This is a genomic window from Simiduia litorea, assembly GCF_042853465.1.
Classification (GTDB): Bacteria; Pseudomonadota; Gammaproteobacteria; order Pseudomonadales; family Cellvibrionaceae; genus Simiduia; species Simiduia litorea.
Map to the genome: position 1 here is coordinate 728,661 of NZ_AP031497.1, position 22,680 is coordinate 751,340.

A 22,680-nucleotide genomic window follows, 5' to 3' on the forward strand; every position below is an offset into this window, starting at 1 on the left:
AAAAACCGCCGTTAAGGCGGTTTTTTTTAGTCCAACGATTGAACTCGCTTACGCGGATTTGAATTTAAAAATGGTGGCATACAAAACCGGTACCACCACCAGAGTGAGAATGGTCGCGAAGCCTAAGCCGAACATAATCGTTACGGCCATGGACACGAAGAAGGCGTCGGTGAGCAGAGGCACCATGCCTAAAATAGTTGTCGCGGCGGCCATGGCCACAGGAATTAGGCGCGATACACCCGATTCGATAACTGCATCGACACCGGCTTTACCCTGCTTCAGCTCCTCGCCTATTTGATCAACCAATACGATGGCATTTTTGATCAACATGCCGGCCAAACTCATAAACCCGAGCAATGCCATGAAGCCGAAGGGTTGTCTGAATAGCAGCAGGCCAACCGTGACGCCGACGATAGCCAGAGGCACCACAAGCCAAATCACCGCGGTTTTACGCAAGGAATTGAACAGGCAGATAACGATAAAAATCATCAGGCCAAAGAAAACGGGAATGGAACCCATAATGGCGGTGGCACCTTTAACGGAATCCTCGTTTTCGCCGCCCCACGCCATGAAGTATCCAGGCTTGTCGCGCAAGGGTAATCGGTCGCGATATTTAATTGGAATAAGATCACTGTTGTGATCGATGTTGGCCCCCGCAGGTAGATGTAAATACGCATTGGTATCGACGTCCAGTGCCTTCTCGATATCAGCTTTAATGTCGTGCAAAAGTTCGGAGGAAAGCCCTTCGCGCTGATCGAAGTGAATCCGCAGCATGCTGACTCGATCTTGGCGCCAAATATGCGGGTTCTCGAACGCCACGTCGAATCGCGTCACGGCCTGCCCCATGGGCACCATCCTGTTTGCGCTTGGGCTCCACAGTGGTACTTGATCTAAATTGTCGAGGCTGCGTCGTTCCTGCTCCGGCGCGCGGGCGACAATGGGCAGTAGCTCATCGCGCTCTCTGTATACACCGGCGGTGACGCCTTCAACGGCGTGTGCCGTCGCGCGAGCTATGTCAGGCCTGCCTACGCCAAGCTGCCCGGCCAATACATCGGAAATAACCGGCCGAATAATCTGAACTTGCTCACCCCATTCATTGCGAATGCCTTTTACGTTGGCATGATTGCGCAATACTTGGTTGACCTTGTCAGCTAATGTTCGGAGCTCACCGTGATCGGAGCCGGAAATTCTCAGCTGAATTTTACCGCCGGTAGCGGGCCCTAACACAAAGAGCCGAACGTTAACGTTGGCGTCGGGTTGTAAGAACTCAAGTTCGTTCTGAACCTCGCGGCTAAACTCTTTTAGCGTTTTGTAATCAGCGACATCAACCAGTATCCGGGCGAAATTGCTGTTTGGTTGTTCCGGTTGGTAGGTTAATAAAAACCGAGGTGAGCTACCGCCGATTTGCGTGGTGAGATTGGTGATGTTGTCGTAATCTTTTAGTTTATTGATTATCGTCGCGACTTTAGCTTGGGTGTCATTGATGTGCGTGCCTTCTGGGTACCAAACATCAACCATAAACTGAGGCCGAGTAGAATCTGGAAAGAAGCTATTTTTTACGAAGCCAAAACCCACCAATGATGCGATAAATACCGCACCGGTAATGCCCAGCGATATCCAGCGATATTGAATTGCGGTGCTTAGCAGTCTGCGATAGCGTTGATAAAATTTTCCTTGGTAAGGGTCAGGAATATCGCTACCGGCCCTGTTTGGTATTAAAAATGTTTTACACAGCAGCGGGGTAATGCTGACAGCGGTAAACCAACTCATGGTCAGGGAAATGAGAATAACGCTAAACAGCGAGCGGGTATATTCGCCGGTCGAATCTTGCGAGGTGCCAATGGCGGCGAATGCAGCGATGGCAACAGCTGTTGCGCCTAACAGTGGCCACGCTGTTTGATCGACGACTTTCTTCGCTGCACTTTCAGCGTCTTCTCCTTGTTCCATGCGCACGCGCATTCCGTCGGTGACCACAATGGCATTGTCGACTAACATACCCAGAGCGATGATAAGTGCACCTAGCGAAATGCGCTCCAGGGTAATGTCAAACATGGTCATAAAAATAAATGTGCCGGTAATTGTAATAGCCAGCACCGCACCGATAATGAGCCCGCTACGCAGTCCCATAAAAAACAGCAACACCACAACCACTATCACCACAGCTTCGAGCAAGCTAACAATAAAATTATTGATGGCAGCGGTGACTGAGTCGGATTGCATGGAAACGACATTTAGTTTCATGCCGATGGGAATCTGGTTTTTTAACTCATCCAGTTTGCTATAAAGCCCCTCGCCCATGGTAACCACGTTGCCGCCGGCGGTGGTCGATATTGCCACGCCTACGGCTGGCTCGCCATTGAAGTTCAAGAGATTGCTCGGCGGGTCCTGTAAACCTCGGCTAATAGTCGCTACATCGCCGAGAATAACAGGCTGATTATTGGCTGAGCGCGCGCTCACAATGAGCGATGCGAACTGTTGTTCAGAGCTGAACTCGCCGGTGGGGTTGAGCGCTAAACGCCTTTCGCCCACGGTCATAAAACCCGCAGCTTGCGCGGTATTTTTTGCGCCAAGGGTCTTGTAAATGTCGTCTGGTGAAATGCCCAGTGCCGTCATTTTGTCGCGCTGCATTTCAACGTAAATGACTTCTTTCGGCTCGCCGTAAAAGGTGATTTTCTTTACATCTTGAACCAGTAGAAACTCGCGTCGCAAAAATTTTGCAAATTCGTATAAATCCTTTTGGCTGTAGCCTTCGCCGGTGAGTGCAATATAAACGCCGAAAACGTCGCCGAAATCGTCGTTAACGATGGATGGTCCAGCGCCCGGCGGCAGCTGATTTTGAACATCGTTGACCTTGCGGCGTAGCTCATCCCATACCTGTGGTAGGCTGTCTTTATCGTATTGATCTTTTATCCGAACTTTGACGATAGATTTACCGCGGTAAGAGTGCGATTCCACAAAGAATAGTTGACCCATTTGCTGGGCCGCGCGCTCAATTAAGTCGCTGACTTCCATCTCGACTTCAGCAGCGCTAGCGCCTGGGTAGGGCGTAAAAATAACCGCTTCTTTAATGGTGAAATCCGGGTCTTCGAGTCGGCTAAGTTTGTCAAAAGACAACATACCCACAACCAGCAGAATACTGGTCAGCACCCAAGTAATCGTTTTGTTGTAAATGGACCATTCGGCGATATTCATTAGAAGCGAACCTCAGTCATCGGCTTGATTTCCAAACCTTCAGATAATGCGCTTAAACCTGCAGTGACAATGACATCGCCTTCGCTAAGCCCTTGGGTGATTTGAATGCTGTCACTGCCCACGGGGAAGCCTAGTTCTACAACGCCGTGTTTTACTTTGTTGTCGGCATCTACTAGCCATACAGCCTTGTTGCCTTTCCCGTCAGTGGTGATGGCATGCAGTGGAATGATCGGAGTAAATTCTTTGGAGCTGTTGTTGTCTGTGACTGAGACGTTGGCTGTCATGCCGGGTAGTAAGTTAACGCCTTGGCGATCCTTAATGCCCAACACATATTGAAACGTCTGCGTGGTAGGGTTTGCTTCCGTGGTGAACTCTTTGATGAAAAGTGCGAATGTCTTGTCGGGCACTGAATCAAAGTGCGCCGCGATAGACAGGTCGGTTCTTCCTGCGTGGCGCGCTAAAATATTTTCGGAAATATTGACGACTATCTCAAGGTTTTCTTTATCTTGCAGACTGATTACGGGCTTATTGGCTTGTACTTCGGCGAAATTGTCTACATATTTTCGTGCAACAACACCGGTAAATGGCGCTTTTAACTCGGTGTCACTATAGGCCTTCTCCGCTTGCTCCATTTTGGATTTTGCAATTTCATAATTGGCTTTCAACTTATCGAAATCCATTTTTGAAATAAAATCCTTTTCGATAAGCTCTTGCGCGCGCTCAAAGTTACCCTTTGCTTGATCCCGATCGGCGCGCGCGGCATCGGCAGCACTTTTGTAGTCGGCACTATCTAAGCTACCTAAGAGTTCACCCTCTTTAACGGCCTGGCCTTCTTTGAGTGCAAACTTTACTAGCCGGCCAGACACCTGAAAGGCCAAGTCCACGCGTTGAGAGGCTCGCACGACTCCGGGTATTTCCCGTGTCAATGAATCGCCAGTTTGTACCACCATAACTTTCGCGGGCTGGATGACAGGCTTTTTGGGCACAGGTTTTTCTGAACAGGCGCTAATCGTGACTAAGGCGATGAGCAGGGCAGGTAAGCGCATGGCTAGACTCCAAAGGGCTGAGGTTTGGCATCTATGTTAGCACAAGCTTTGCGTTATCTTGGTCGGGTACTGTCTAGGAATTGGGTAGGTGTGCAGCCGTGCCAGCGCTTAAATGCGCGGGTGAAGTTGCTATGATCTGAAAAACCGAGTTGGTGTGCGATGTCGGTCAATGATTTTCGTCCAGTTTTCAGTAGCTCAGCGGTGCTTTGTTTCCGAATGTCATCAACCAACGTGCTGAAACTGGTGTCGAGAGCTTTAAGTTTTCGTTGCATGTGGCGACTGCTAATATTTAGTTCTTCAGCGATTTTAGATTGATTGATTTGGCCCGACCTCAATTGTTGGCGCAGTCGTATTGTTACTTGGTCGAGAAAAGTATTTTCTCCAAGATGAAAACCCTGCTGCTGTAGTTGCTGTTGTACGAGTTTTTCGTGGTGCTCGGTCAGGTCTGCGTTGGCGAAGGGCAGCGGAAGGTAAATGTCGTTTCGGTAGAACACTTGCTTGGCTGAGCTTTCACCGAAGAAAATATCTTCACATTGATAGAACTGTTGATAGCTGCTTGCCTCGCAATGTTCGGTGCGCGTTAAGCTTAAGGATTTTAACCTTAGTTGCGTAGGAAATATGGCGTTTAGCAATTGAAAACCCGTTGCCATGCCAAACTCCAGCGATTCAACACCGGGTAGCTGCTTCGATACTGGAAAGGTTTCTAAGGTAAACGTTTCATCGTCTTCATAGGCCTCGATTCGAATCGAATCGCTGATAAACGCTGGGTATTTCAACAGCAGCGAAATGGCATGATGTAAATTTTCACAGGATAGGACAGCGTGGCCCAAGGCGCCCCAACTGGCCGGGTGAATCGCCTTGGCGGCGTGTATACCAATCGACGGCTGGCCTGATAACTGCGCGGCTAGGCGCCACGCTTCGGCGGTTTTTTCCACCGGCAAGCGTTCGCCTTCTTTGTGATTGGAAAGCCCGAGAGAGTTGAGTAAGGCGTGCCCGTCAACACCAAAGCTGGCGAGTACATGCGGAATAGGTTTAACCCAGTTGCCATAACTCGAAAATTGCACGTTCATACCTATTTGTGGCTGGCAAAAGCTTACGGGTCAGGATTTTAACGGTGTCGGTTAGGAGGGGGAAGGGGTAGAACTCGTCGGTCAGCAGCTAGCCTACTCCTTTTGCCTCAATAGCGAGGTTGGCGCCATGGGGCTTAAAGTTACTGAGTGAGCGGCTAGGCGACCCGTGTTAGTTGCGTCGTGTTGAGCTAAAGTGCGGTGCGGTTTGAGGCTTGTTCGGGTGCTTTTACTTGACGTTGGTATAGGTGTTCGACTCTATGTTGCTCAGCATTTTTTGCGATTTTTCGCTTTAAGTTTTTTGCCTCGGCGCTCGCCGCCGTTTTCTGGTCATTACTCAGGAGTCGCTCGATGAAAAAGCGTGTATTGGCGGGTATATCTCTATCCCAGCCCTCGACATAATCTTCATCAACTTGCTTATCTGTTTCAGAGACTTTGAGCCAAATTAATGCCTGGGTGTAGTCCTTTTCCATATCTATACCCTTGTAGTTATGCCAAAACATTTGGTATTGCGCGATATTGCTACCCAGCATGGCCGCAGCTCGGTATAACTCGAGGGCATTAATAGGGTCTTTCTCGGTGCCTAGGCCGTTCGTCAGCATGTAGCCTTTATTGACGCGCGCCAAAACACTGCCATGGTCTATCGCGCTGTCTAAATAAGATAGTGACTCAGCGTAGGCTTGGCGTCGGATAAAGTGCACCGCAACGGCATTGCAAGCGGCGGCAAGCTTTTTCTCACAGGCTTCTTGGCGGAGATCTAACGCGAGCTCTTGGTTTTTCTTAACATGCGTTCCCTCTGCGCGAAACTCAGCCATCTGGTAGATAGCCTCGGCATAGCCGGCCGCCGCCGAAGCTTCGTATAGCGCGGTGGCGCGCTTTACTGTTTGCTTGTCGGCATTGGGGTAGAGCAGCTCCGCCAGAATGAATTGTGCCTGCGCATTATTCTGGGCCGCGGCGTACTCACAATCTTCTGCCGCTGCTACCCATTGTTCAGCATCAAATTCCAATAAACAATTCTGTAGCGCGTCAGCCAAAATTGGCTTTGTTTTTTGCTCGTCGCTGATTTTTTCCTTATTTACGCGGGGTTCCCATAGGGTAATTTCTGCTGAGGCAAGTAGCTTGCTCATTTTCGGTTCTTGTTCTGTGTAATCGAGTTGCACAGACTCTATTGGAATGGCGAAGCCTATGCCTTCTGTCCCGCGTAAAATCATCGTGTTAACACCCACTAATCGACCTTGTTCATCGATTAATGGGCCACCACTATTACCAGGGTTAATGGCAGCATCGGTTTGTAGGAAATTGAGCCCCTCGTGTTCTTGGTAGCCCGATACAATGCCGGCGGTCACGGTGTATTTCATGCCCGCTGGATTGCCAATGGTAAACACCTTGTCGCCCAAGGGTAAATTATTGTCTGGATTGACGGTCATGGCTGGGCAGCCCGTGTCTTTAAGGTAGAGGTAAGCGAGGTCCAAGGTTTGGCTTATGCCTTGTACTTTAGCGGCAATTTCTCGGCCATTTACCAATGACACCGTTATGTTTTTAGCCATGCCGCTTGGGTTAAAGCTTTGCACGGCCTTATCCAAAAATATTTTTTCTTTTTGTAACTCGCTGCGCTGGTCTCGGGTTGCCACCCCCTCTGCTAAATAGGTGTCGACCTGTTGTTGCCTGTACTTCATGTCTTTCATATCTTTATAGGAAAGCTGCACCACATGGCGATTGGTTACTACCGTGCATTGTTCATTCAAAAAGAAACCAGAGCCTGAGCCAAAGCCGGTGTCGATGAATACGGTGCTATTGCGCGCGGTTTCGATAGCGTTGCGGGGGCTGTGGGTAGCCTGTAGCTCGGCTGTTACACCAGTGACGTTGTCGGGTATCGCTTCGTTGGTGGTATCAATCTCAGGTGCCATTGTGGCGACGGACGTCTCTGTCGTCTGCGGCGGCGAGGTTGTTATGTGCGGCTGCGGTTCAGCCTTTAGTGAGACGGCAGGGGTTTGCTCTGTGTTCAGAGGCTCAGGAGACTTTGAGCAGGCCGATACAACGATAATGCAGAGTGTGATCCAAGCTAAACGGGATTGCATAATCCGCCCTTGTTATTGATGCGCCCAAAAAAGCTAAGTGTAACCATAATTAGCCTCCAAATGAACGATGTTTTAATGCCTAGACGGTAAGCCTCGTGCGAGCAAGGCGAGGGCGCCTCTTCACGCCTTGCTCAGGCTGTTGGTCCCTCTGTTTGTTTGTGTTCAATGTTGTAGAATCCAAACCTACATCACGCATCAAAGTAGATTCATGCCGCATATATTGATTTTAGAAGATGAAGCCGCCATCGCCGAAAGTTTGAGCTTTGTGCTGCAGCGAGAAAGCTTTACCAGCCATTGGGTGAGCCTCGCAGGTGACGCGCTTAGCTATGTGCGCGAGCAATCGGTGGATTTAGTGATCATGGATGTCGGTTTGCCCGACATGAGTGGTTTTGAGGCGTGCAAGTTGCTGCGGGAATTTTCCGCTGTGCCGGTGCTTTTTTTAACAGCGCGCAACGATGAAGTGGATCGCGTTGTTGGTTTAGAAATCGGTGCCGATGATTATGTGGTTAAACCTTTTAGCCCGCGCGAAGTGGCGGCGCGAGTAAAAGCTATTTTACGGCGTTATGCTGTTGTTCAACCGAGCGGGCTGACGGCACAAGCGCCACAATCGCCATTTGCGATTGATACAGACGCGATGAAAATTCAGTTCTATGGGCAAGCCCTGCCTTTAACCCGAATTGAGTACTTGCTGTTACAAACACTCCTATCTCAGCCGGCGCGTGTTTTTAGCCGCGATCAGTTGCTCGGTGCTATCGGTAGCTCTGTCAATGGTGGTTACGACCGCAGCATTGATACCCACATCAAAGCCCTGCGCGCTAAACTTCGAGTCGTTAACGATGCCGTTGAGCCGATAAAAACGGAGCGTGGTTTTGGCTACAGCTATCAGCCGGATCACCGTTAATGTCGCTTAGCGCTCGCATTTTCCTGCTCTATGTGGCGTTCATGTCAATTGCGGGCTATGTATTAGTCAATAGTGTGTTGAACGAAATCAAACCCGCAATACGTCAAACCACTGAAGAGACCTTGGTGGATACCGCAAATCTATTAGCCGAAATACTGCGCGAGCCGTTAAAAACGAATCGTCTAAGTGATGTTGCGTTAACAGACATTTTTTCGGCTTACGGTCAACGGACATTGGTGGCCAATATTTGGGGCGTCGATAAAACCTCAACCAGCCATCGTATCTATGTTACCGATGCCGCTGGGCAGGTGGTTTTTGATTCCGCCGACGTGGCGGTAGGGCAAGACTACTCGCGCTGGAATGATGTTTACCTGACGTTGCGCGGTCAGTATGGCGCTCGCTCGTCCACCGAGGTATTTAACGGCGAGCCTTCAAGCGTTATGTATATCGGCGCGCCCATAACTGATCAAGGTAAGATTATTGGTGCGGTATCAGTGTCTAAGCCCAATCACACCCTGGAACCGTTTTTAGAGAAGGCGCGCAATCGGTTGATACTCCAAAGTGTTTTAGTGATCGCGATCGGTTTGTTGCTCGGCCTGTTATTTACCTGGTGGCTAACACGTGAGTTGCGACGGCTCCAGCAGTATGCGCTTGCGGTGGCTCAGGGCCAGCGCCCGGCATTGCCCATAGGAAAAGTAACCAGTGGCGAGCTCAATGAATTGGCCACGGCTTTGGAATCTATGCGCGTTGAGCTAGAGGGAAAGGCTTATGTGGAGCGCTATGTGCAAACCCTCGCGCACGAAGTGAAATGCCCGTTAACGGCTATTCGCGCTGCCACTGAATTATTGCAATCGCCGATGACGGCGGAAGAGCGCCAACGCTTTATTGATAACATCGATAGTGAAAGTCTGCGCATGCAGCAGATGCTTGAGCGCTTGCTCGATTTAGCGAAGATAGAGCAGCAGCAGGGGTTAAACACCCGCAAGGCCGTAGACGTGAGTGAACTCTGGCAAGCTATCATCGAGGGGCAAGCCGCGCGTATCGTCCAAGCGAAGTTGCAGCTTAGCAATCATTTAACCGACCCTCTCGTTGTCCAGGGCGATCCATTCCTATTGCGTCAGGCGTTTACCAACCTGCTTGATAACGCGTTAGACTTTTGCCCAGAAGGTGGCGTTATAGAGCTTTATGCGCAAGCAGGGCCCGCTACCGTGACGCTCACATTAACCAATACTGGCCCACAAATCCCCGCGTTTGCGCTCGCGCGATTAACGGAGCGCTTCTACTCCTTAGCGCGCCCAATAACCGGCAAGAAGAGCACTGGTTTGGGTTTGAATTTTGTTCAGGAGGTTGCGGTTTTGCATGCGGGCGCATTACAGGTTGGCAATATTGACAAGGGTGTCGCTGCCTCAATACAGATTTCGATTCATTAAATTAGCGAATGACGAGGCTAACATTGTTTGAGCCTCACCTGATTTGCATCTGAACTTCACAACATTCACATCTGGCCCACACACAATCCACACACAAGGTGCTCAAACTAACGCTTCGACCTTACTCGGAGTTTAGAATGAAGCGCCCGTTATTATACAAATGTTTATCGCTAGCGGCTTTAATGCTGCTGCTACTTATTCCTATCAGCATGATCGATGGTGTTATCGAGGATCGGCAGCAAACACATCGACAAGTCCTACAAGAAATTGCGCAAAGCTCAACCTACCGGCAAAAAATATCTGGCCCGGTACTGGTATTGCCATACAGTAAGAAAATACTGCAGTGGAAGGTTGAAGCGCAAACAAACGCCCGTGTGCAGGAGGAGGTGTGGCAACCAGGGGTGCATTATGTGTTACCGGAAAAGTTTGATTTGTCGGCAAGCTTAAGCACGGAAGTTCGAGCTAGAGGCATCTACGAAGCCCTGTTGTATCACGCCGATGCGCTATTGACCGGCCATTTCGATGTGCCCCGCCATTATGGGTTAGACGGTGATACGGATACACTTCGCTTTGCCGAACCTTATATTGCTTTGGCTATTGAAGACATCCGCGGTATAGAAAATGCATTGAAGATTAATATCAACGGCACAGACATAGCGATGGCACCGAGCACGCGAGTCTCAAAGCTGGGCGAAGGCGTGCACGCGGTGCTCCCTAAACTCGCTATTAATAAACAAAGCCGCATCGACTTTTCCCTCGCGCTACTTTTGCAGGGCACCGATTCCCTCAGTGTCACGCCCGTGGGCAGGGAAACTAGGGTCAAGTTGACCTCGGACTGGCCTCACCCAAGTTTTATGGGTAATCAGTTGCCCGCCAATCGCACCATTGCAGCCGACGGTTTTACGGCAACCTGGAACACCTCTTACTTTTCCAGCAACATTGTCGAGAGCTTCGACCGTTGCATGGTGGGGGAGTGCGGCCTGTTTAGCGCCAAAGCCTTTGGTGTTAGTTTAATCGACCCGGTTGATCGCTATGTGAAAAGTGATCGCGCGATAAAATACGCGTTACTGTTTATCGCCTTAACCTTTGCCAGCTTTGTGTTGTTTGAAGTGTTAAAGCGTCTGGTTGTTCATCCTGTGCAATATGCACTGGTGGGGCTGTCGCTGGCATTTTTCTACCTGTTACTGGTTTCGCTGTCCGAACACATTAGCTTTGGCCTGTCTTATTTCGTATCTGCTACGGCCTGCATTTCGCTTATTGGGTTCTACCTAAGCTATGTTTTAGGCAGTATTCATCGCGCGCTTGGATTTACCGCTGGCCTGTCTATTTTGTATGGCTTTCTCTACGGTTTATTGAGTGCTGAAGATTATGCGCTGCTGATGGGGGCCATTTTACTGTTCTCTGTGTTGGGTCTGTTTATGGTGCTGACACGACATATTGACTGGTATGCCGTTTCCAGCGCTAACCAACGATAAATTTACGAATAGATTTTGCAGTTTGGTGGGGTGATTTATTGCCCCATTAAACCGCTCCATTTGCGATGCCCTAAGGCGGAGAATCGGTGATGATAGCTCGTGTTCATTGGCCATTGTTGGCGCTGTTAAGTGTGATTTTTGTGATTATCGGTTGTGCTAACCTCGGCATTCTGGCATCCCATTTTGGTCCCCTACTGCGCATACCTGGGATTGATAAGGTCGCGCATGTATTTTTGTATGGCTTGCTCGCGCTAGTAGCCTGCTATACCTGGCCCAAACAGGGAAATGCTTTTCACAGGGCTTTCTATTGGGCGCCTGTATGGGTACTTGGCTTTGCGCTGCTGGAAGAGTTTAGCCAGCTGTTTATCGACGCGCGTAGCGCCGATCTCGGTGATGTAGTTGCGGATATTGTTGGTGTTGTGATTGCCACGACGTTGTTTTCCATCAGGCAAAACGTTGGCAGTAGGGTAGACGTTTTTTCGTTCAAAACGGCGAGGTCGGTCGCAAGGCGATAGTGTTTACCCGTGTTTAGATGAGTGATCCTAGGTTAATGGGATTGAGCGATAACACACACCTCACGCCAGTAATGAATAAAATGTTGTAGTTTCTCTTTCATCGGGCCAAGCCCAACGGGTTTAGTAATATAGCCACTGGCGCCGGCGCTATAACTGGCTGCAATATCGATTGGGTTTGCCGAGGTTGACAGCATGATGACCGGCGTTAAGGCAAGACGTTGATCTGCTTTAACCCATCTCAATAAATCAATACCAGACCCATTCGGCAGTTTTACATCGGCTAACAGTAAATGTATTTGGTTTGTTTCATCCATGAGTGTTGATAGCGCAAGCTCTGCAGTTCGCACATGGGTCAAGGTTACTGGGCTTGGTTCGAGTGCTGTTTTGATGAGCATGGCGTGATCATCGTTATCTTCTACGAGAAGCAAGTTAAGGGGTGAGCTTTTCATGTTTTTATCGCGCTACTCAGACACAACACAGTTCTTACAGGATGTTTTGGCTTCATAGAGTTTGGCGTCGGCCCGTTCTAAAATCGACTGTAGGCTGGTATTGCCACAGCTGACAAGACCACAGCTAGCAGATAGCGCGCGTTCTTGCTCGCCTACCACTAAGCTATTCTCATTGAGGTAAGCTAGAAATCTCAGCAGCGAGGTTTTCGCGTCGGCAATGTGTGTGTTTGGAAAAACCATCAGGAATTCATCGCCGCCAAACCGAGCAATAATATCGCCCGACCTAACCACCTTGGTCATAGCGTTGGCAATAAACTTTATTGCTTTGTCGCCAGCTAGATGACCGAGGCGATCATTTATCGACTTTAGATTGTCCATATCGATAATGGCGAGGGAAAAATTTCTATCATAACGCCGTTTCTCCACAATCAGCCGCGTAATCTCTCGCATTGCAAAGCGTCGATTATAGAGACCTGTTAGTGGGTCGTGCCAAGATTCTTCAATAAATTGGTTTAGAATGCATTGCCGTTCCAACGCATGGCGAATAATACGCTTAAGAAGTCGTGGCGATAGCTCGCTTTTCGATACAAAATCGGCGGCACCTTTCTTCATGAGCTGAGAATCTAAATCATCATTTTCGTGTACCGTTGCAACCACCACGGGCACACCTTCAAACCATTTGAGCATGTCTTCGCTGGTGCTATCGCCCATTTGATAATCAAGTATCACTAAGTCGAAAAGTTTGTTCTTACTTTCTAACAGTGCCTTAACCTGCTCGCGGCTATTACATTGCACCAGATCGTGAGACAGAGCCGTCTTTAGAAGCATGCACTGCATGATTTTTAGATGATCGGGCGAATCATCAATATGAAGAATATGAAGTTTCTCGGTCATTGTTGCTCACCAAATTCGGCCAGTGAACCGGCTAACGGGGGAATGGTCACAATAAAGGTTGCACCAACACCTTCTTCGCTCTCTATGGCAATGCTGCCATGGTGACGCTCCACCACCGACTTGCAAATGGATAGGCCTACGCCAGAACCTAAGCCGTCGCCTTCACCCTTTCTAACAAAAAGATCGAATACACGCCTTTGCCATTCAGGTGAAATGCCAATGCCATTGTCTTCAACTTTTGAAATAAAGGAGCCTTTGCTATCTAACTGCATAGATACATCTACGTTAAGCGCCCTAAGTGGCGATCGATACTTAACGGCGTTGCTAATCAAATTGGTATACAGTTGTAACAGCAGCGTTTTGTGGGCATTGAAAACGCCCTCGGTAAAGCTAATCTGCAATGTGCCACCGCATGCCTCCACCAACTCTTTATTAAGCAATAATAACTGGTCAGACAATTCGGCTATCTCAACGGGTTCGAGTTCTAGGGCTTTATAGGCCACTCTAGAGACTTCGAGCAGGTCGTTAAGCAGGCGCTCCATCTGGCCGGTATTGGCTGAAACCCTTTGTACTAAATACGGCAAATCGTCGTCCCGAATATGGTCTAGCTTGTTAGAAATTAAGTCTGCCAAACCGGAGATGGCCACTAGTGGCGACTTTAAATCGTGTGAAACCGCGTAGACAAATTGCTCTAGGTCTGTTGACTTACGGCGCAGTAAGTTTTCTTGCCGTTTTCGCTCACTGATATCCACAATAGAACAAACAGTATAGCCAGACTTATTCAGCTGTGCCGGCATGATGGCAATTTCAACGGGAAGCTCTGCGCCACTTTTGGTAAGACAATACAAATCTCGACCGGAACCCATGGCGCGCTGTTCAGGTTTTTCTAAGTACTTGGCGCGGTATTCTGGGTGTTCGGTCCGAAACCTATGTGGTACTAATTCTTCAATGGATAACCCAACCAACTCTTGCTCTGAATAGCCAAACAGTTGTAATGCCTGTTGGTTGTATAGGTCAATTTTGCCGAGTTTATTTACGGTAATCAGCGCCGTAGGTGCAAAATCGGCCATCTGTTGAAACTTCTTCGATAGGTGTAACTGCTCTGATAGCTGCTCGGCATTTTCCTGTGCGGATCGGCGATGTGAGAGAAGTGTGAGCGCCATAATGAACAATAATAGGCTGTCGACTAAACCAGCGATCAGAACCAGCAGGGCGCTATTATCAATTTGCTCTAGGTCAAATGCCTCGGTACTTAAGGTAGTGATTTGCCAAACCCTTCCGGCAAAGGCCATATCGCGCTGGTCGTAAAAACCACCCGAGCGTTGAGCGCCGCTCGGATCTGAGTGAAACAGCTCTAACTTCTCTTCGCCATCAGCTGTGTCGGTGATGTGATAGATGAGTTGTGTCGCGCCAGCATCGCCTACATTATCTAATAGCTTTTTCATTCGAAACGGCGCGTATACGAAGCCTTGTAGTTGTGCACGTTTGTCTTTTACGTTGTCAGGTACGATTTTCCCAAGATAAACCGGCAGATACATGAGAAAGCCCGCCTGTACATCTTTATCGGTTTCCTGAACCAGAACAACGTGCCCACTAATGCTCGCCTCGCCAGAATCGCGGGCACGTTCCATGGCGGCGCGCCGCACCGGTTCGGACAGCATGTCGTAACCAAAAGCGCGCTGGTTGCGCCAGTCAAAAGGTTCCAGATACACCACCGGCGCATAGAATTCGCGTTTGCCCGAAGGTGCTAGTGTAAAGCTTTCAAACCCCTCCGCCTGTATTCTCGCTTCAAAGGCGCCGCGTTGTGCATGCGGGAAATACTCCGCAAAACCAATACCTTGTATCCCGGGGTAAAAGCGATGTATGTCTAGCGTCTCGACAAATTTTTGCCATTCGGCGCGGGTCAAAGATTCGGAGGCGTAATAAACGCCAACCCCCGCGCGCAATAAACCAAGGTAAGTATTTAAATGGTGCAAAATGTCGGCGTTGAGCTTCTCCACCTGCCGTTGGAATCGCTCTTGCCCCGTTTTCTCAGATTGCAAATTGGTAATATAGGCAGCAAAGAAACTAATGGTTAACGATATAAGAAGTACCAACCATGGCGGCTTAGACGCTAATGACGTTGTTAGAGATTTCAATCCTAGGCACCTAACCAAATCCTTTAGGTAAATTTAGCTAAAGAAACCTAAGTCTGCAGTGTTTTCGTGTCTTCTAAGCCCGCGCGGAATGAGTCATTCTGAATTTAATAGAACATAGGTGTTAGCTATGGAGCCTTGCTACGAATGAATAATAGGTGTCGCCCAGACCTCGATATCTAGAGGAGTGTTATTTTTGTGCCTAGCAGTGATAACAAGCGCAGGAATATATTAAACCTCCCTTATTCTTTCCGTGGCTAGTGGCAGGTTGGTAATGCGCTAGGTGGCGGTATGTCGGAATACTCAATAAGATCCGTGCCAGTCAATCGGCAATGGCGGGCAATCTAAGGGGCTTGTGGTATATCGATGAGGTAATCAGTAACGCCGATATCGACACCACATTGAAACAGCAAAGTACTCGCTTGCCCCCTGTGATGGGTTTGATGATTAAATACATGGGACAATAATTCACCGAAATTTCGTTTGCTTTCTACGCCCTTGGTGTTCTTGTAGACGAGGCTCCTTTGAAGGTCTGACTCCTCCAATTCGTTATTTACCCAGTGCTCAATAATGTTGTCCACTGTAGTGCGAGCGCTATATAACTCGCGCGTATTCGCGTACATAACCTCATTCAATGCGCTAGGGCGAGTAAGGCCTGATAACCTAGCGAGTGAATGATAGGTATCAGAATGCGCAACAAATCGGCTGAACCAAATAATGTCGGCAACCAATATGTGATTCAGGGTACCGTTTATGGATGTAAAAAAAGCACCCCTATCTTGAGATAACGCCTCCTCCGAAAGGGTGAAAGCCGCCTTAAATACCTGTGAATTTAGCCGGCTATTATATGTTGACAGCAATCTAAAATGAGAGGTTCCGTTCATCTCTAATGACTCCGAGTTGTTTACATAACGCGCCCCGAACAACCTCGCACGCCGTACGTGCGTCGCCATTGGTAACCTTAGGGTTAAAAATCCAAAGGCCACAGCGTCTAGCTAAATTGCTTTTCTCTAGGCTCGCCAACAATACAGAAACAGAGGCGGCTTCAAGAAAAAAGCGCGATCACGTTGATACATGCATGCCACCTAAGAAATATAGCCCCAGTGGCAAGCGCGAGCGCCCGCGATCCCCGTTGCGAAAGCCCGATGCTGCGAACATGGGCCGGTGCAAGCGAATCGGGTGGAGGAGGCCCAAGCGGCTTTAGCTGCCTCGCCCTGTAGGGGCGTGTGTATAGCTTTGTTAGGCAGGGCCTCACTAAACATTAGTTGCATTTACCCGTTTCAGGATTCTTCTCCCAGTCACCGATACATTCACAGGTACCATCGGACTGACAGATGCCATGAATGCTGGAGACTTCTGGGTTGTTATTGCAGGTATGGTCTTGCCCTACGGTACAAATGGGTGGTCGACATTTTCCTGTTTCAGCATTGACTACAAATCCATCAACACATTCGCAGCGTCTTTCTGCGGTGCAAATTCCATGGATGCTAGAAACAGCTGGGTCATCATTGCACGACTGATTCAGGCCAAAGATACAATGACCATCACCTACATCGGAATCAGCCTTGTCACTACCACACGACATCAACGCTAAAGATGATAATAAAACGACAACAAGATAGATGTATGCTTTACTCACAATGTCTCCTTATAAAAAGAAAATGTTTGATTTACTTGCTTGATACATTTCTAACATGCGCGCGTAACTTCTTTATTGCCCAGTCGTAATGACTGGATGTTGCGGAGATACAATAGCTGCCTAACGACGTGGTGCCAGTCCAGCTATAGTATTTTTTCGTAAATAATTCTTGATTAGAAAAACCCTGAATGAGCGCTAAAACCTGTTTATGGCTTTTCTTGAGCATCTTAGTCGCATCGTTAAGTTGCGTGCGTTGGTGTTTTTTAAAAAACTCAACGTTCATGTCTCCGTATGTTTTCCATGTGTATGGCGCCGGTATTAAACTCTGATTTCCGCCGGATAGGTTGGATTTGACCCATTTCATAAGAAGCCCGTGCCACTCGTAAAGATGAACAAGAACATCCCTGAGGTTTTTGTCTCTAGCCCAGTGATCTTCTTTTTTACTCTTGTCATTGGAAAAGTCGAACGCTGTAGCCAATGCCTCATCCGGCATTGAATCAATTAACGCCCACATCTTGTCGAACGTGGCACACGCAGACGTCATTAGATCGTCTTTTGTTGTAGGTCTTGGCATACGTCATCTCCTGTGAATGTAGTGCCCAAGTAACCGATGCCTCTTTACCAGCCGATAAGCCGCTGCAACGAAAAGTAGTGTAATTGCAGCAGTTAGAAATAAATCCATTGTTTACCAAACACGCCACTAGTTCTAGCGCCGCGTTAACCGGAGAGTAATAGTTGGCTAAGCGTGTGTAGCGAAGCGGAGTCGAGCCAGCTGCTACGAATTCACCTTTAATGCCTTCTTATACTACTCTGCGTATAAATATACGGCAGCTGCTTTACCCATATTTTTATAATCGTGACCGACGCCTTTTACCACATGAATATCCCAATTAAATGAAGCCTGTAAATCTGAAGCTAACGTTTTAGCACTCTGGTAAAAATACTTACCACGACTTAAGCGATATGTACCTTGAGTATCAACCTGAGGGTTTCTGACAAGATGTCCTCGGGTTTCGTTTTGATTGTCTAATTCACCTAAAAAGATAGTAAGCTTTGATGTAAACGCAGCTCTAATAGAATCTTTGGAGGAAACACCATTATTGAGCCCATATGGAAAATCATGCTCAAACGTAGGCACGGTATACCAGCCTGAATTAGACGATAAAATCCGATCTGCTTTATTGTCAATATCAAATAAAGCCAGACGGTGCAGTATTTGACCTCCGGCAGAATGACCGAACATGTCATATTGCTTTGCGTTTAGATTAAATCTATTAATTGCGTCATCAAAGATTCGGTCAAAATCGTTAAATATCCATTCATTTGGATCGCTGACGACTCTGTAACTTTCAATGGCAGTGCGTTCTTTATTGATTTTTACATCAGATAACATCCGGCCAATATTGTAGTTCCAAAATCTAGGGTATAATTCATCTGAATAGCTGGGAGACAAAATGAGAACATTATATTTTTCGGAAGCTTCAATCCATGAGTCTCTGTAACTCCAACCATTTCTTCCGCCGCCTGGAAGCACAATTAGAACGCTAGTATCCTCGTTGTAGGCTGTAGGGAGGTGATAGTAAATATCGATTAGCTTTTCACTATGACCTTTTCCACCTGCGATAGTAAACTTCCCAGAGCCGAAGCTAACACTTTTATTAACGGCTAAGGTGTTAAATGATAGTAATGTCATCAATACCAGTAAAAAATATTTCAAATCGACTCCCTAATTTTGATTGTAAGCATAACGTCCGCAACAAACGCGAGCAGAGCCCGTCAGACAGGTTTGGTGGCCTTTTACTCAGTTAATGAGGCCAAAATGTCTTTATATTGTTTTTCCTCGTCGGCGCTGTATACAGAAAATACCCAGCTACAATGACCCACTCGATTGCGATCAATAAAGAATAGGTACTTCTCTCCTGTTATTAAGCGTGAAGTACAACTAGTGCCAGTGCTTCCTTCAGTTGTTAAATTCGTCCATTGTTTTGGATTCCCACGGTAGGTTTCTAGAACATGAAAATGGCTATTTATGGCGGAAAACTCTTTTGGAGTGCCTTCAATTTTCGATGAAGTAATTAGCGCTAGAAATACATTATCGCTGTTTTGGTAATAGTATCCGAACCTCTCCTCTAGTGTGCCATCCTGCCTCAAACAGCTACATGCAGATGCGATTTGAGGTGCCACTAAAAGTAAAAATAACGTTACATAATTCATAACTAGTCCTTTACGCGCAAGGCCTTGCATAGCTGCATTTTTTGAAGGAGCACGTTTCGTGCTATCAAGCACCAAAAAGAACGGCGCTAGAATTTCAGTTGCTGAAGTTTGTTATGTTAATATCTTACAGCATCTTTTGACTTAGCTAAAATTAAGTTGCAACCCTATATTGAAACCGCTTAGATGGTTTTTAATTTCGTCTATTAAGCTATAAATTTCACCGCTCTGGCTTTCGGTAGCTTTTATGATAATTCGGCAACCCTTTTTTCCATATCGAGATATCCAGATACGATAAGACACAGATTGATTCCGCCATCCTTTCGCTCACCTATAATATCGATTGCATTAAGGTTCTGAATTGGTTCTTCTATCACTTTCTCTAATTTGCATGACGCCCATATAAAGGGTCGACTGGAGAGATTGTTGATGAGTTTGTTATGTCTATTCACTGACATTGATAGATTTAACCAGATTAACGGTTTTGCCAGAAACATAGTCTTTGACCAGAACCTCAAATTTATATGTTCCTATCAGTTCATGGGGCTCTACTATCAGTTTAATAAAATCAGCACTGAGACCTATAGATTGCCCCTCTGGTGATTGTTTGTCATACCACACTTCACTCTCAGGAATCCGGCTATAAACTTTGCTATTAGGTTGATAGATGGTTAACTTTTGCGTCAGACGGCAATTTCCTTGCTCAGTTTTTCCACATAATTTGAAAACTATAAATGCGGAAATGACCTCTCCTTTTTTCATTTCTTCAGATGTTGGAAAATATACGCCCTCTGATGGGGTATTCCAGTTTCTTAGTGCTACCTCAGAATTGCTTGATAATACAAGCTCTGCACAAAAACCAGATGAACATTTTCTATAGCTTGTTTCCGGAAGTTCTTTTTGGTCTGGCCCTATGAACGAAGCCCAGGATGCACCAGACAGCAGAAAGAGAATTGCACCGATAATTTTGGTATTCATTCCGATCCTTATAGATTTTATAACGCCTTTAGCACAGGCGCGCTGTAAGCGCGTCCAGCGCGTTTTGGTTGCAATTGTTACACTGACAATTGGGTACGAAATTTTACCAATATTTTTCCAAGCTTATTTAATCCGGTACCATCTTTGCCTGCGCCCCAATAATAATCGGCAGGGGCATTTTCAACGATATCACTGGCACCTGTGGAAAGAAGCAAATCTCTTAAGCCTTCGTGTGTTTGGAACTTCTTCAATACAGCCTCCTCCATAATGCTGTCTTTGACCACTTCCCAATCTGGTCTGATTGGAACTTTCCGGCTACGGCCTAGCTCTGCCGCTTGTTTTGCAGTATGACTCTCTCGAATTTTTTCCCTTTGTGGAGAGATCTCAAACTTCTGGGCTTGAAAATAGTGCTCTACGGTTTTCCACCAGACTCCATCCATCTCTATTCCATGGCTAGAGAAATTAGAAAAATCACCATAGTCATCATTTTTGGTATAGAAGTAGATAGTCATTGCACGGCTTCAATTGTAACGCCCCCAGAAACTGCCTGCTTTTTTTTGCGTGTTTTTGCAAAAAGAAGACAGTTTACGGAGGTCAGATTTACTGGCCTTGTTAAAACTTTATTACTGCTCAACTTTATAAAGCCTCGTATCTACGACTGTAGTGCTTGATGAGCCCTGTGGACTTAGAGGCGTAAACACCTGAACTGCCCGTGACTCAGGGACAGTGATCTCCGCCTCTAAGATTTCCGTACCACTACCTTTATGAACTACATAAAATTCATTACCAAGAGTTTCATATGATGCGTCCTGAACCACTAAGGTTAAGGAGCCAGTGTCAGTACTTGCCAGATTATACTGAACCTCATATCTGATTTTCACGCTAGATCCAGCTTTGAGCGTTTCTGTATCTGCTGGAGATGTGCTCAATATTTTTACTGAGTCCTTACTTAAGGCTGGCACACTACTTTGTTCGTTCACTGGCGATCTTGATTCACTACAGCCCAACAAAATTAGTGACATCATTAATGTTGCTAGAAAAATTTTCATAACTATCCTTGAGTTCTAACATTTTAATTCTGTGCCGGCTCGTTTTGCTCTGTGGCGCCTAAATCGACATCAGGAAGTTTTTGAATTTATTATTTAATTTTTCCGGATCATAGCATGGTCTAAACCAAGCGTGCGCGCTTGTTAGCTGGGATGCGAGGTCTCGTTATCCTTTTTTACTATATTTTTAACTTATTGATTTTTAAGGCTATTTTATTTTTTCGGGCGGATAGCGTACCGGCACGGTTTGTTTTCGCGCGCAAAAGGTTAAAAATTCTGGATATAGCCGTCTAGAAATTCGGCTAGTGGTGGGGCGGTTTAGCCTTTACCATGGCTGTTTTTATTCGGGGGGCGAGCTATGTATGTACCTAAACATTTTCTAGGTGGCGATGAGTTGGCGGCGTTTGATTTTATTGATGCGCATGGCTTTGCTCAGTTAACCGGCCTATTGGATGGCGAACTTTTTTGTACCCATTTACCATTATTATTGGATCGAGACCGGCGGCGCTTGTTGGGCCATGTCGCTTTAGGTAATCCGCAGGCCAAGGCCTTGGCTGGGCAAAAAGTCCAGTGCACCTTTGCCGGGCCCCACGGATATGTGTCGCCCAGCTGGTATCACTCCGCCGGTGTGCCCACCTGGAATTATCAGGCCGCGCATGTGTATGGCACTTGTCAGTTGATTGAAGATAACGAGGCGGTGCACGATCTGTTGCGTAAGCTCACGCACCAATACGAGGCGGGTGAGGCAACCCCTTGGCAACCCGACTACAACCCCGGCATGATTAAGGCTATTGTTGGTTTTGAAATTGCCTTGGAGCGAGTGGACTTAAAGTTTAAGCTGAGTCAAAACCGCTCAAGCGTTGATCAGCAGTCGGTGGTTCACGCCTTGCGTTTGCGTAACAATCAGGCCTTGGCGGCGGCGATGGTGCAGCAACTGAAATTGGATATGTAGGTCGCGGCGTTGTTGCTACGCACAATCATTATAAACAGGAAATAACATGAAGCTGTCGGAACTACTGTGGTTAGCAATTTTCGCGCTGGTTTTTATGTGGTCTGCAATTGAGCCGAAAGATGGTTTTACTTGGTTTTTAGAAGTGGCGCCGGCGCTCATCGGTTTGGTGGTTTTACTGATAACTTATCGTCGCTTCCCGCTCACGCAAATGTTATCCATCTTAATTCTTGGCCATTGTATTGTGTTGATGGTGGGCGGCCATTACACCTATGCGGAAGTGCCTTTGTTCGACAGTATGAAAGATTGGTTTGGCTTTGAACGCAATAACTACGACAAGGTGGGGCATTTTGTTCAGGGCCTCGTGCCGGCGATTTTAGCCCGCGAAATTCTTATTCGTAAGTCGGTAGTGAACGGCCGCGCTTGGTTAAATGTGTTTGTGGTGAGTATTTGTTTAGCCTTTAGTGCCTTTTATGAATTGCTTGAGTGGTGGGTGGGTGCATCTACCGGTGAATCGGCCGAGGCGTTTCTGGGTACGCAAGGTTATGTGTGGGATACGCAATCAGATATGGCCTTGGCTTTACTTGGCGCAATTTGCGCGCTTGTGTGTTTAAGCCGTTGGCACGATAAGCAGCTAGCGCGCGTGCAACACTAACCTACCTTTTTTTCAGTTGA

21 protein-coding genes are annotated in these 22,680 nt (G+C 47.3%); 7 read left to right on the plus strand and 14 right to left on the minus strand.

The features are described from left to right. Positions 1-48: 48 nt before the first annotated feature. The 4 genes from ACGHTT_RS03260 to ACGHTT_RS03275 form a co-directional block, all read right to left on the minus strand. On the minus strand, positions 49-3,192 hold the full coding sequence (locus ACGHTT_RS03260; protein WP_390593468.1) for an efflux RND transporter permease subunit: 3,144 nt from the start codon (positions 3,190-3,192) through the stop codon (positions 49-51). Further along, a complete protein-coding gene (locus ACGHTT_RS03265; RefSeq protein WP_390593469.1) occupies positions 3,192-4,238 on the minus strand; it encodes an efflux RND transporter periplasmic adaptor subunit in 1,047 nt (348 codons plus the stop codon). The genes ACGHTT_RS03260 and ACGHTT_RS03265 overlap by 1 nt, the downstream gene beginning before the upstream one ends. A 53-nt stretch (positions 4,239-4,291) precedes the next feature. Then, complete coding sequence (locus tag ACGHTT_RS03270; protein WP_390593470.1) at positions 4,292-5,308, minus strand: AraC family transcriptional regulator ligand-binding domain-containing protein; 1,017 nt, start codon at positions 5,306-5,308, stop codon at positions 4,292-4,294. A gap of 188 nt (positions 5,309-5,496) precedes the next feature. After that, entirely contained in the window at positions 5,497-7,383 is a 1,887-nt protein-coding gene (locus ACGHTT_RS03275) for a trypsin-like peptidase domain-containing protein (protein WP_390593471.1), read from the minus strand. A gap of 208 nt (positions 7,384-7,591) precedes the next feature. Between ACGHTT_RS03275 and creB the strand changes: the two genes are divergently transcribed. The 4 genes from creB (at position 7,592) to ACGHTT_RS03295 (ending at position 11,704) form a co-directional block, all read left to right on the plus strand. Next, the gene (gene creB, locus ACGHTT_RS03280; protein WP_390593473.1) at positions 7,592-8,284 is read left to right on the plus strand and encodes a two-component system response regulator CreB; all 693 of its coding nucleotides are present in this window, start codon (positions 7,592-7,594) and stop codon (positions 8,282-8,284) included. Beyond that, positions 8,284-9,714, plus strand: coding sequence for a two-component system sensor histidine kinase CreC (creC, locus tag ACGHTT_RS03285; RefSeq protein ID WP_390593474.1), 1,431 nt, complete (start codon positions 8,284-8,286; stop codon positions 9,712-9,714). Before creB ends, creC begins: the two co-directional genes overlap by 1 nt. A 137-nt stretch (positions 9,715-9,851) precedes the next feature. Further along, positions 9,852-11,189 (plus strand): cell envelope integrity protein CreD, encoded by a 1,338-nt coding sequence (creD, locus tag ACGHTT_RS03290; RefSeq protein ID WP_390593475.1) that lies wholly within the window; start codon positions 9,852-9,854, stop codon positions 11,187-11,189. Between the two features lie 89 nt (positions 11,190-11,278). After that, on the plus strand, positions 11,279-11,704 hold the full coding sequence (locus tag ACGHTT_RS03295) for a VanZ family protein (protein ID WP_390593477.1): 426 nt from the start codon (positions 11,279-11,281) through the stop codon (positions 11,702-11,704). A gap of 32 nt (positions 11,705-11,736) precedes the next feature. Here ACGHTT_RS03295 and ACGHTT_RS03300 read toward each other — a convergent pair whose 3' ends face one another. From ACGHTT_RS03300 to ACGHTT_RS03315, 4 genes are all read right to left on the minus strand, one after another. After that, positions 11,737-12,153 carry a response regulator gene (locus ACGHTT_RS03300; protein WP_390593478.1) on the minus strand — a complete coding sequence of 139 codons (417 nt, stop codon included), beginning with the start codon at positions 12,151-12,153 and terminating at the stop codon, positions 11,737-11,739. 12 nt (positions 12,154-12,165) lie between these two features. Next, complete coding sequence (locus tag ACGHTT_RS03305; RefSeq protein ID WP_390593479.1) at positions 12,166-13,047, minus strand: diguanylate cyclase; 882 nt, start codon at positions 13,045-13,047, stop codon at positions 12,166-12,168. Further along, on the minus strand, positions 13,044-15,185 hold the full coding sequence (locus ACGHTT_RS03310) for a CHASE domain-containing protein (RefSeq protein ID WP_390593480.1): 2,142 nt from the start codon (positions 15,183-15,185) through the stop codon (positions 13,044-13,046). The genes ACGHTT_RS03305 and ACGHTT_RS03310 overlap by 4 nt, the downstream gene beginning before the upstream one ends. 341 nt (positions 15,186-15,526) lie before the next feature. Next, a complete protein-coding gene (locus ACGHTT_RS03315; protein ID WP_390593481.1) occupies positions 15,527-16,135 on the minus strand; it encodes a DinB family protein in 609 nt (202 codons plus the stop codon). A 386-nt stretch (positions 16,136-16,521) separates the two neighbouring features. Between ACGHTT_RS03315 and ACGHTT_RS03320 the strand changes: the two genes are divergently transcribed. Beyond that, the gene (locus ACGHTT_RS03320; RefSeq protein WP_390593482.1) at positions 16,522-16,776 is read left to right on the plus strand and encodes a hypothetical protein; all 255 of its coding nucleotides are present in this window, start codon (positions 16,522-16,524) and stop codon (positions 16,774-16,776) included. Between the two features lie 76 nt (positions 16,777-16,852). Here ACGHTT_RS03320 and ACGHTT_RS03325 read toward each other — a convergent pair whose 3' ends face one another. The 6 genes from ACGHTT_RS03325 to ACGHTT_RS03350 form a co-directional block, all read right to left on the minus strand. Beyond that, positions 16,853-17,395 (minus strand): ClbS/DfsB family four-helix bundle protein, encoded by a 543-nt coding sequence (locus tag ACGHTT_RS03325; protein ID WP_390593483.1) that lies wholly within the window; start codon positions 17,393-17,395, stop codon positions 16,853-16,855. 231 nt (positions 17,396-17,626) lie between these two features. After that, positions 17,627-18,538, minus strand: a complete 912-nt coding sequence (locus ACGHTT_RS03330) for a hypothetical protein (protein WP_390593484.1) — start codon at positions 18,536-18,538, stop codon at positions 17,627-17,629. Positions 18,539-18,618: 80 nt separating this feature from the next. Then, complete coding sequence (locus ACGHTT_RS03335) at positions 18,619-19,035, minus strand: hypothetical protein (protein WP_390593485.1); 417 nt, start codon at positions 19,033-19,035, stop codon at positions 18,619-18,621. A 441-nt stretch (positions 19,036-19,476) separates the two neighbouring features. Continuing rightward, positions 19,477-20,010, minus strand: coding sequence for a hypothetical protein (locus ACGHTT_RS03340; RefSeq protein WP_390593486.1), 534 nt, complete (start codon positions 20,008-20,010; stop codon positions 19,477-19,479). Positions 20,011-20,087: 77 nt separating this feature from the next. Further along, positions 20,088-20,522, minus strand: coding sequence for an NADAR family protein (locus tag ACGHTT_RS03345; RefSeq protein WP_390593487.1), 435 nt, complete (start codon positions 20,520-20,522; stop codon positions 20,088-20,090). Positions 20,523-20,633: 111 nt separating this feature from the next. After that, positions 20,634-21,059, minus strand: a complete 426-nt coding sequence (locus ACGHTT_RS03350) for a hypothetical protein (protein ID WP_390593489.1) — start codon at positions 21,057-21,059, stop codon at positions 20,634-20,636. Positions 21,060-21,414: 355 nt separating this feature from the next. Here ACGHTT_RS03350 and ACGHTT_RS03355 point away from each other — a divergent pair, with 355 nt between their 5' ends. Both ACGHTT_RS03355 and ACGHTT_RS03360 read left to right on the plus strand, forming a co-directional pair. After that, positions 21,415-22,008: an FMN-binding negative transcriptional regulator gene (locus tag ACGHTT_RS03355; RefSeq protein WP_390593490.1), complete on the plus strand. Its 594-nt coding sequence runs from the start codon at positions 21,415-21,417 to the stop codon at positions 22,006-22,008. Between the two features lie 46 nt (positions 22,009-22,054). Continuing rightward, positions 22,055-22,660: a DUF2238 domain-containing protein gene (locus tag ACGHTT_RS03360; RefSeq protein ID WP_390593491.1), complete on the plus strand. Its 606-nt coding sequence runs from the start codon at positions 22,055-22,057 to the stop codon at positions 22,658-22,660. Positions 22,661-22,680: the final 20 nt, after the last annotated feature.

Coding starts and splice junctions, on each gene's coding strand:
- ACGHTT_RS03260 (WP_390593468.1), bottom strand. CDS start 3,192: ATGAATATCGCCGAATGGTCCATTTACAACAAAACGATTACTTGGGTG.
- ACGHTT_RS03265 (WP_390593469.1), bottom strand. CDS start 4,238: ATGCGCTTACCTGCCCTGCTCATCGCCTTAGTCACGATTAGCGCCTGT.
- ACGHTT_RS03270 (WP_390593470.1), bottom strand. CDS start 5,308: ATGAACGTGCAATTTTCGAGTTATGGCAACTGGGTTAAACCTATTCCG.
- ACGHTT_RS03275 (WP_390593471.1), bottom strand. CDS start 7,383: ATGCAATCCCGTTTAGCTTGGATCACACTCTGCATTATCGTTGTATCG.
- creB (WP_390593473.1), top strand. CDS start 7,592: ATGCCGCATATATTGATTTTAGAAGATGAAGCCGCCATCGCCGAAAGT.
- creC (WP_390593474.1), top strand. CDS start 8,284: ATGTCGCTTAGCGCTCGCATTTTCCTGCTCTATGTGGCGTTCATGTCA.
- creD (WP_390593475.1), top strand. CDS start 9,852: ATGAAGCGCCCGTTATTATACAAATGTTTATCGCTAGCGGCTTTAATG.
- ACGHTT_RS03295 (WP_390593477.1), top strand. CDS start 11,279: ATGATAGCTCGTGTTCATTGGCCATTGTTGGCGCTGTTAAGTGTGATT.
- ACGHTT_RS03300 (WP_390593478.1), bottom strand. CDS start 12,153: ATGAAAAGCTCACCCCTTAACTTGCTTCTCGTAGAAGATAACGATGAT.
- ACGHTT_RS03305 (WP_390593479.1), bottom strand. CDS start 13,047: ATGACCGAGAAACTTCATATTCTTCATATTGATGATTCGCCCGATCAT.
- ACGHTT_RS03315 (WP_390593481.1), bottom strand. CDS start 16,135: ATGGCGACGCACGTACGGCGTGCGAGGTTGTTCGGGGCGCGTTATGTA.
- ACGHTT_RS03320 (WP_390593482.1), top strand. CDS start 16,522: ATGAATGCTGGAGACTTCTGGGTTGTTATTGCAGGTATGGTCTTGCCC.
- ACGHTT_RS03325 (WP_390593483.1), bottom strand. CDS start 17,395: ATGCCAAGACCTACAACAAAAGACGATCTAATGACGTCTGCGTGTGCC.
- ACGHTT_RS03335 (WP_390593485.1), bottom strand. CDS start 19,035: ATGAATTATGTAACGTTATTTTTACTTTTAGTGGCACCTCAAATCGCA.
- ACGHTT_RS03340 (WP_390593486.1), bottom strand. CDS start 20,010: ATGAATACCAAAATTATCGGTGCAATTCTCTTTCTGCTGTCTGGTGCA.
- ACGHTT_RS03345 (WP_390593487.1), bottom strand. CDS start 20,522: ATGACTATCTACTTCTATACCAAAAATGATGACTATGGTGATTTTTCT.
- ACGHTT_RS03350 (WP_390593489.1), bottom strand. CDS start 21,059: ATGAAAATTTTTCTAGCAACATTAATGATGTCACTAATTTTGTTGGGC.
- ACGHTT_RS03355 (WP_390593490.1), top strand. CDS start 21,415: ATGTATGTACCTAAACATTTTCTAGGTGGCGATGAGTTGGCGGCGTTT.
- ACGHTT_RS03360 (WP_390593491.1), top strand. CDS start 22,055: ATGAAGCTGTCGGAACTACTGTGGTTAGCAATTTTCGCGCTGGTTTTT.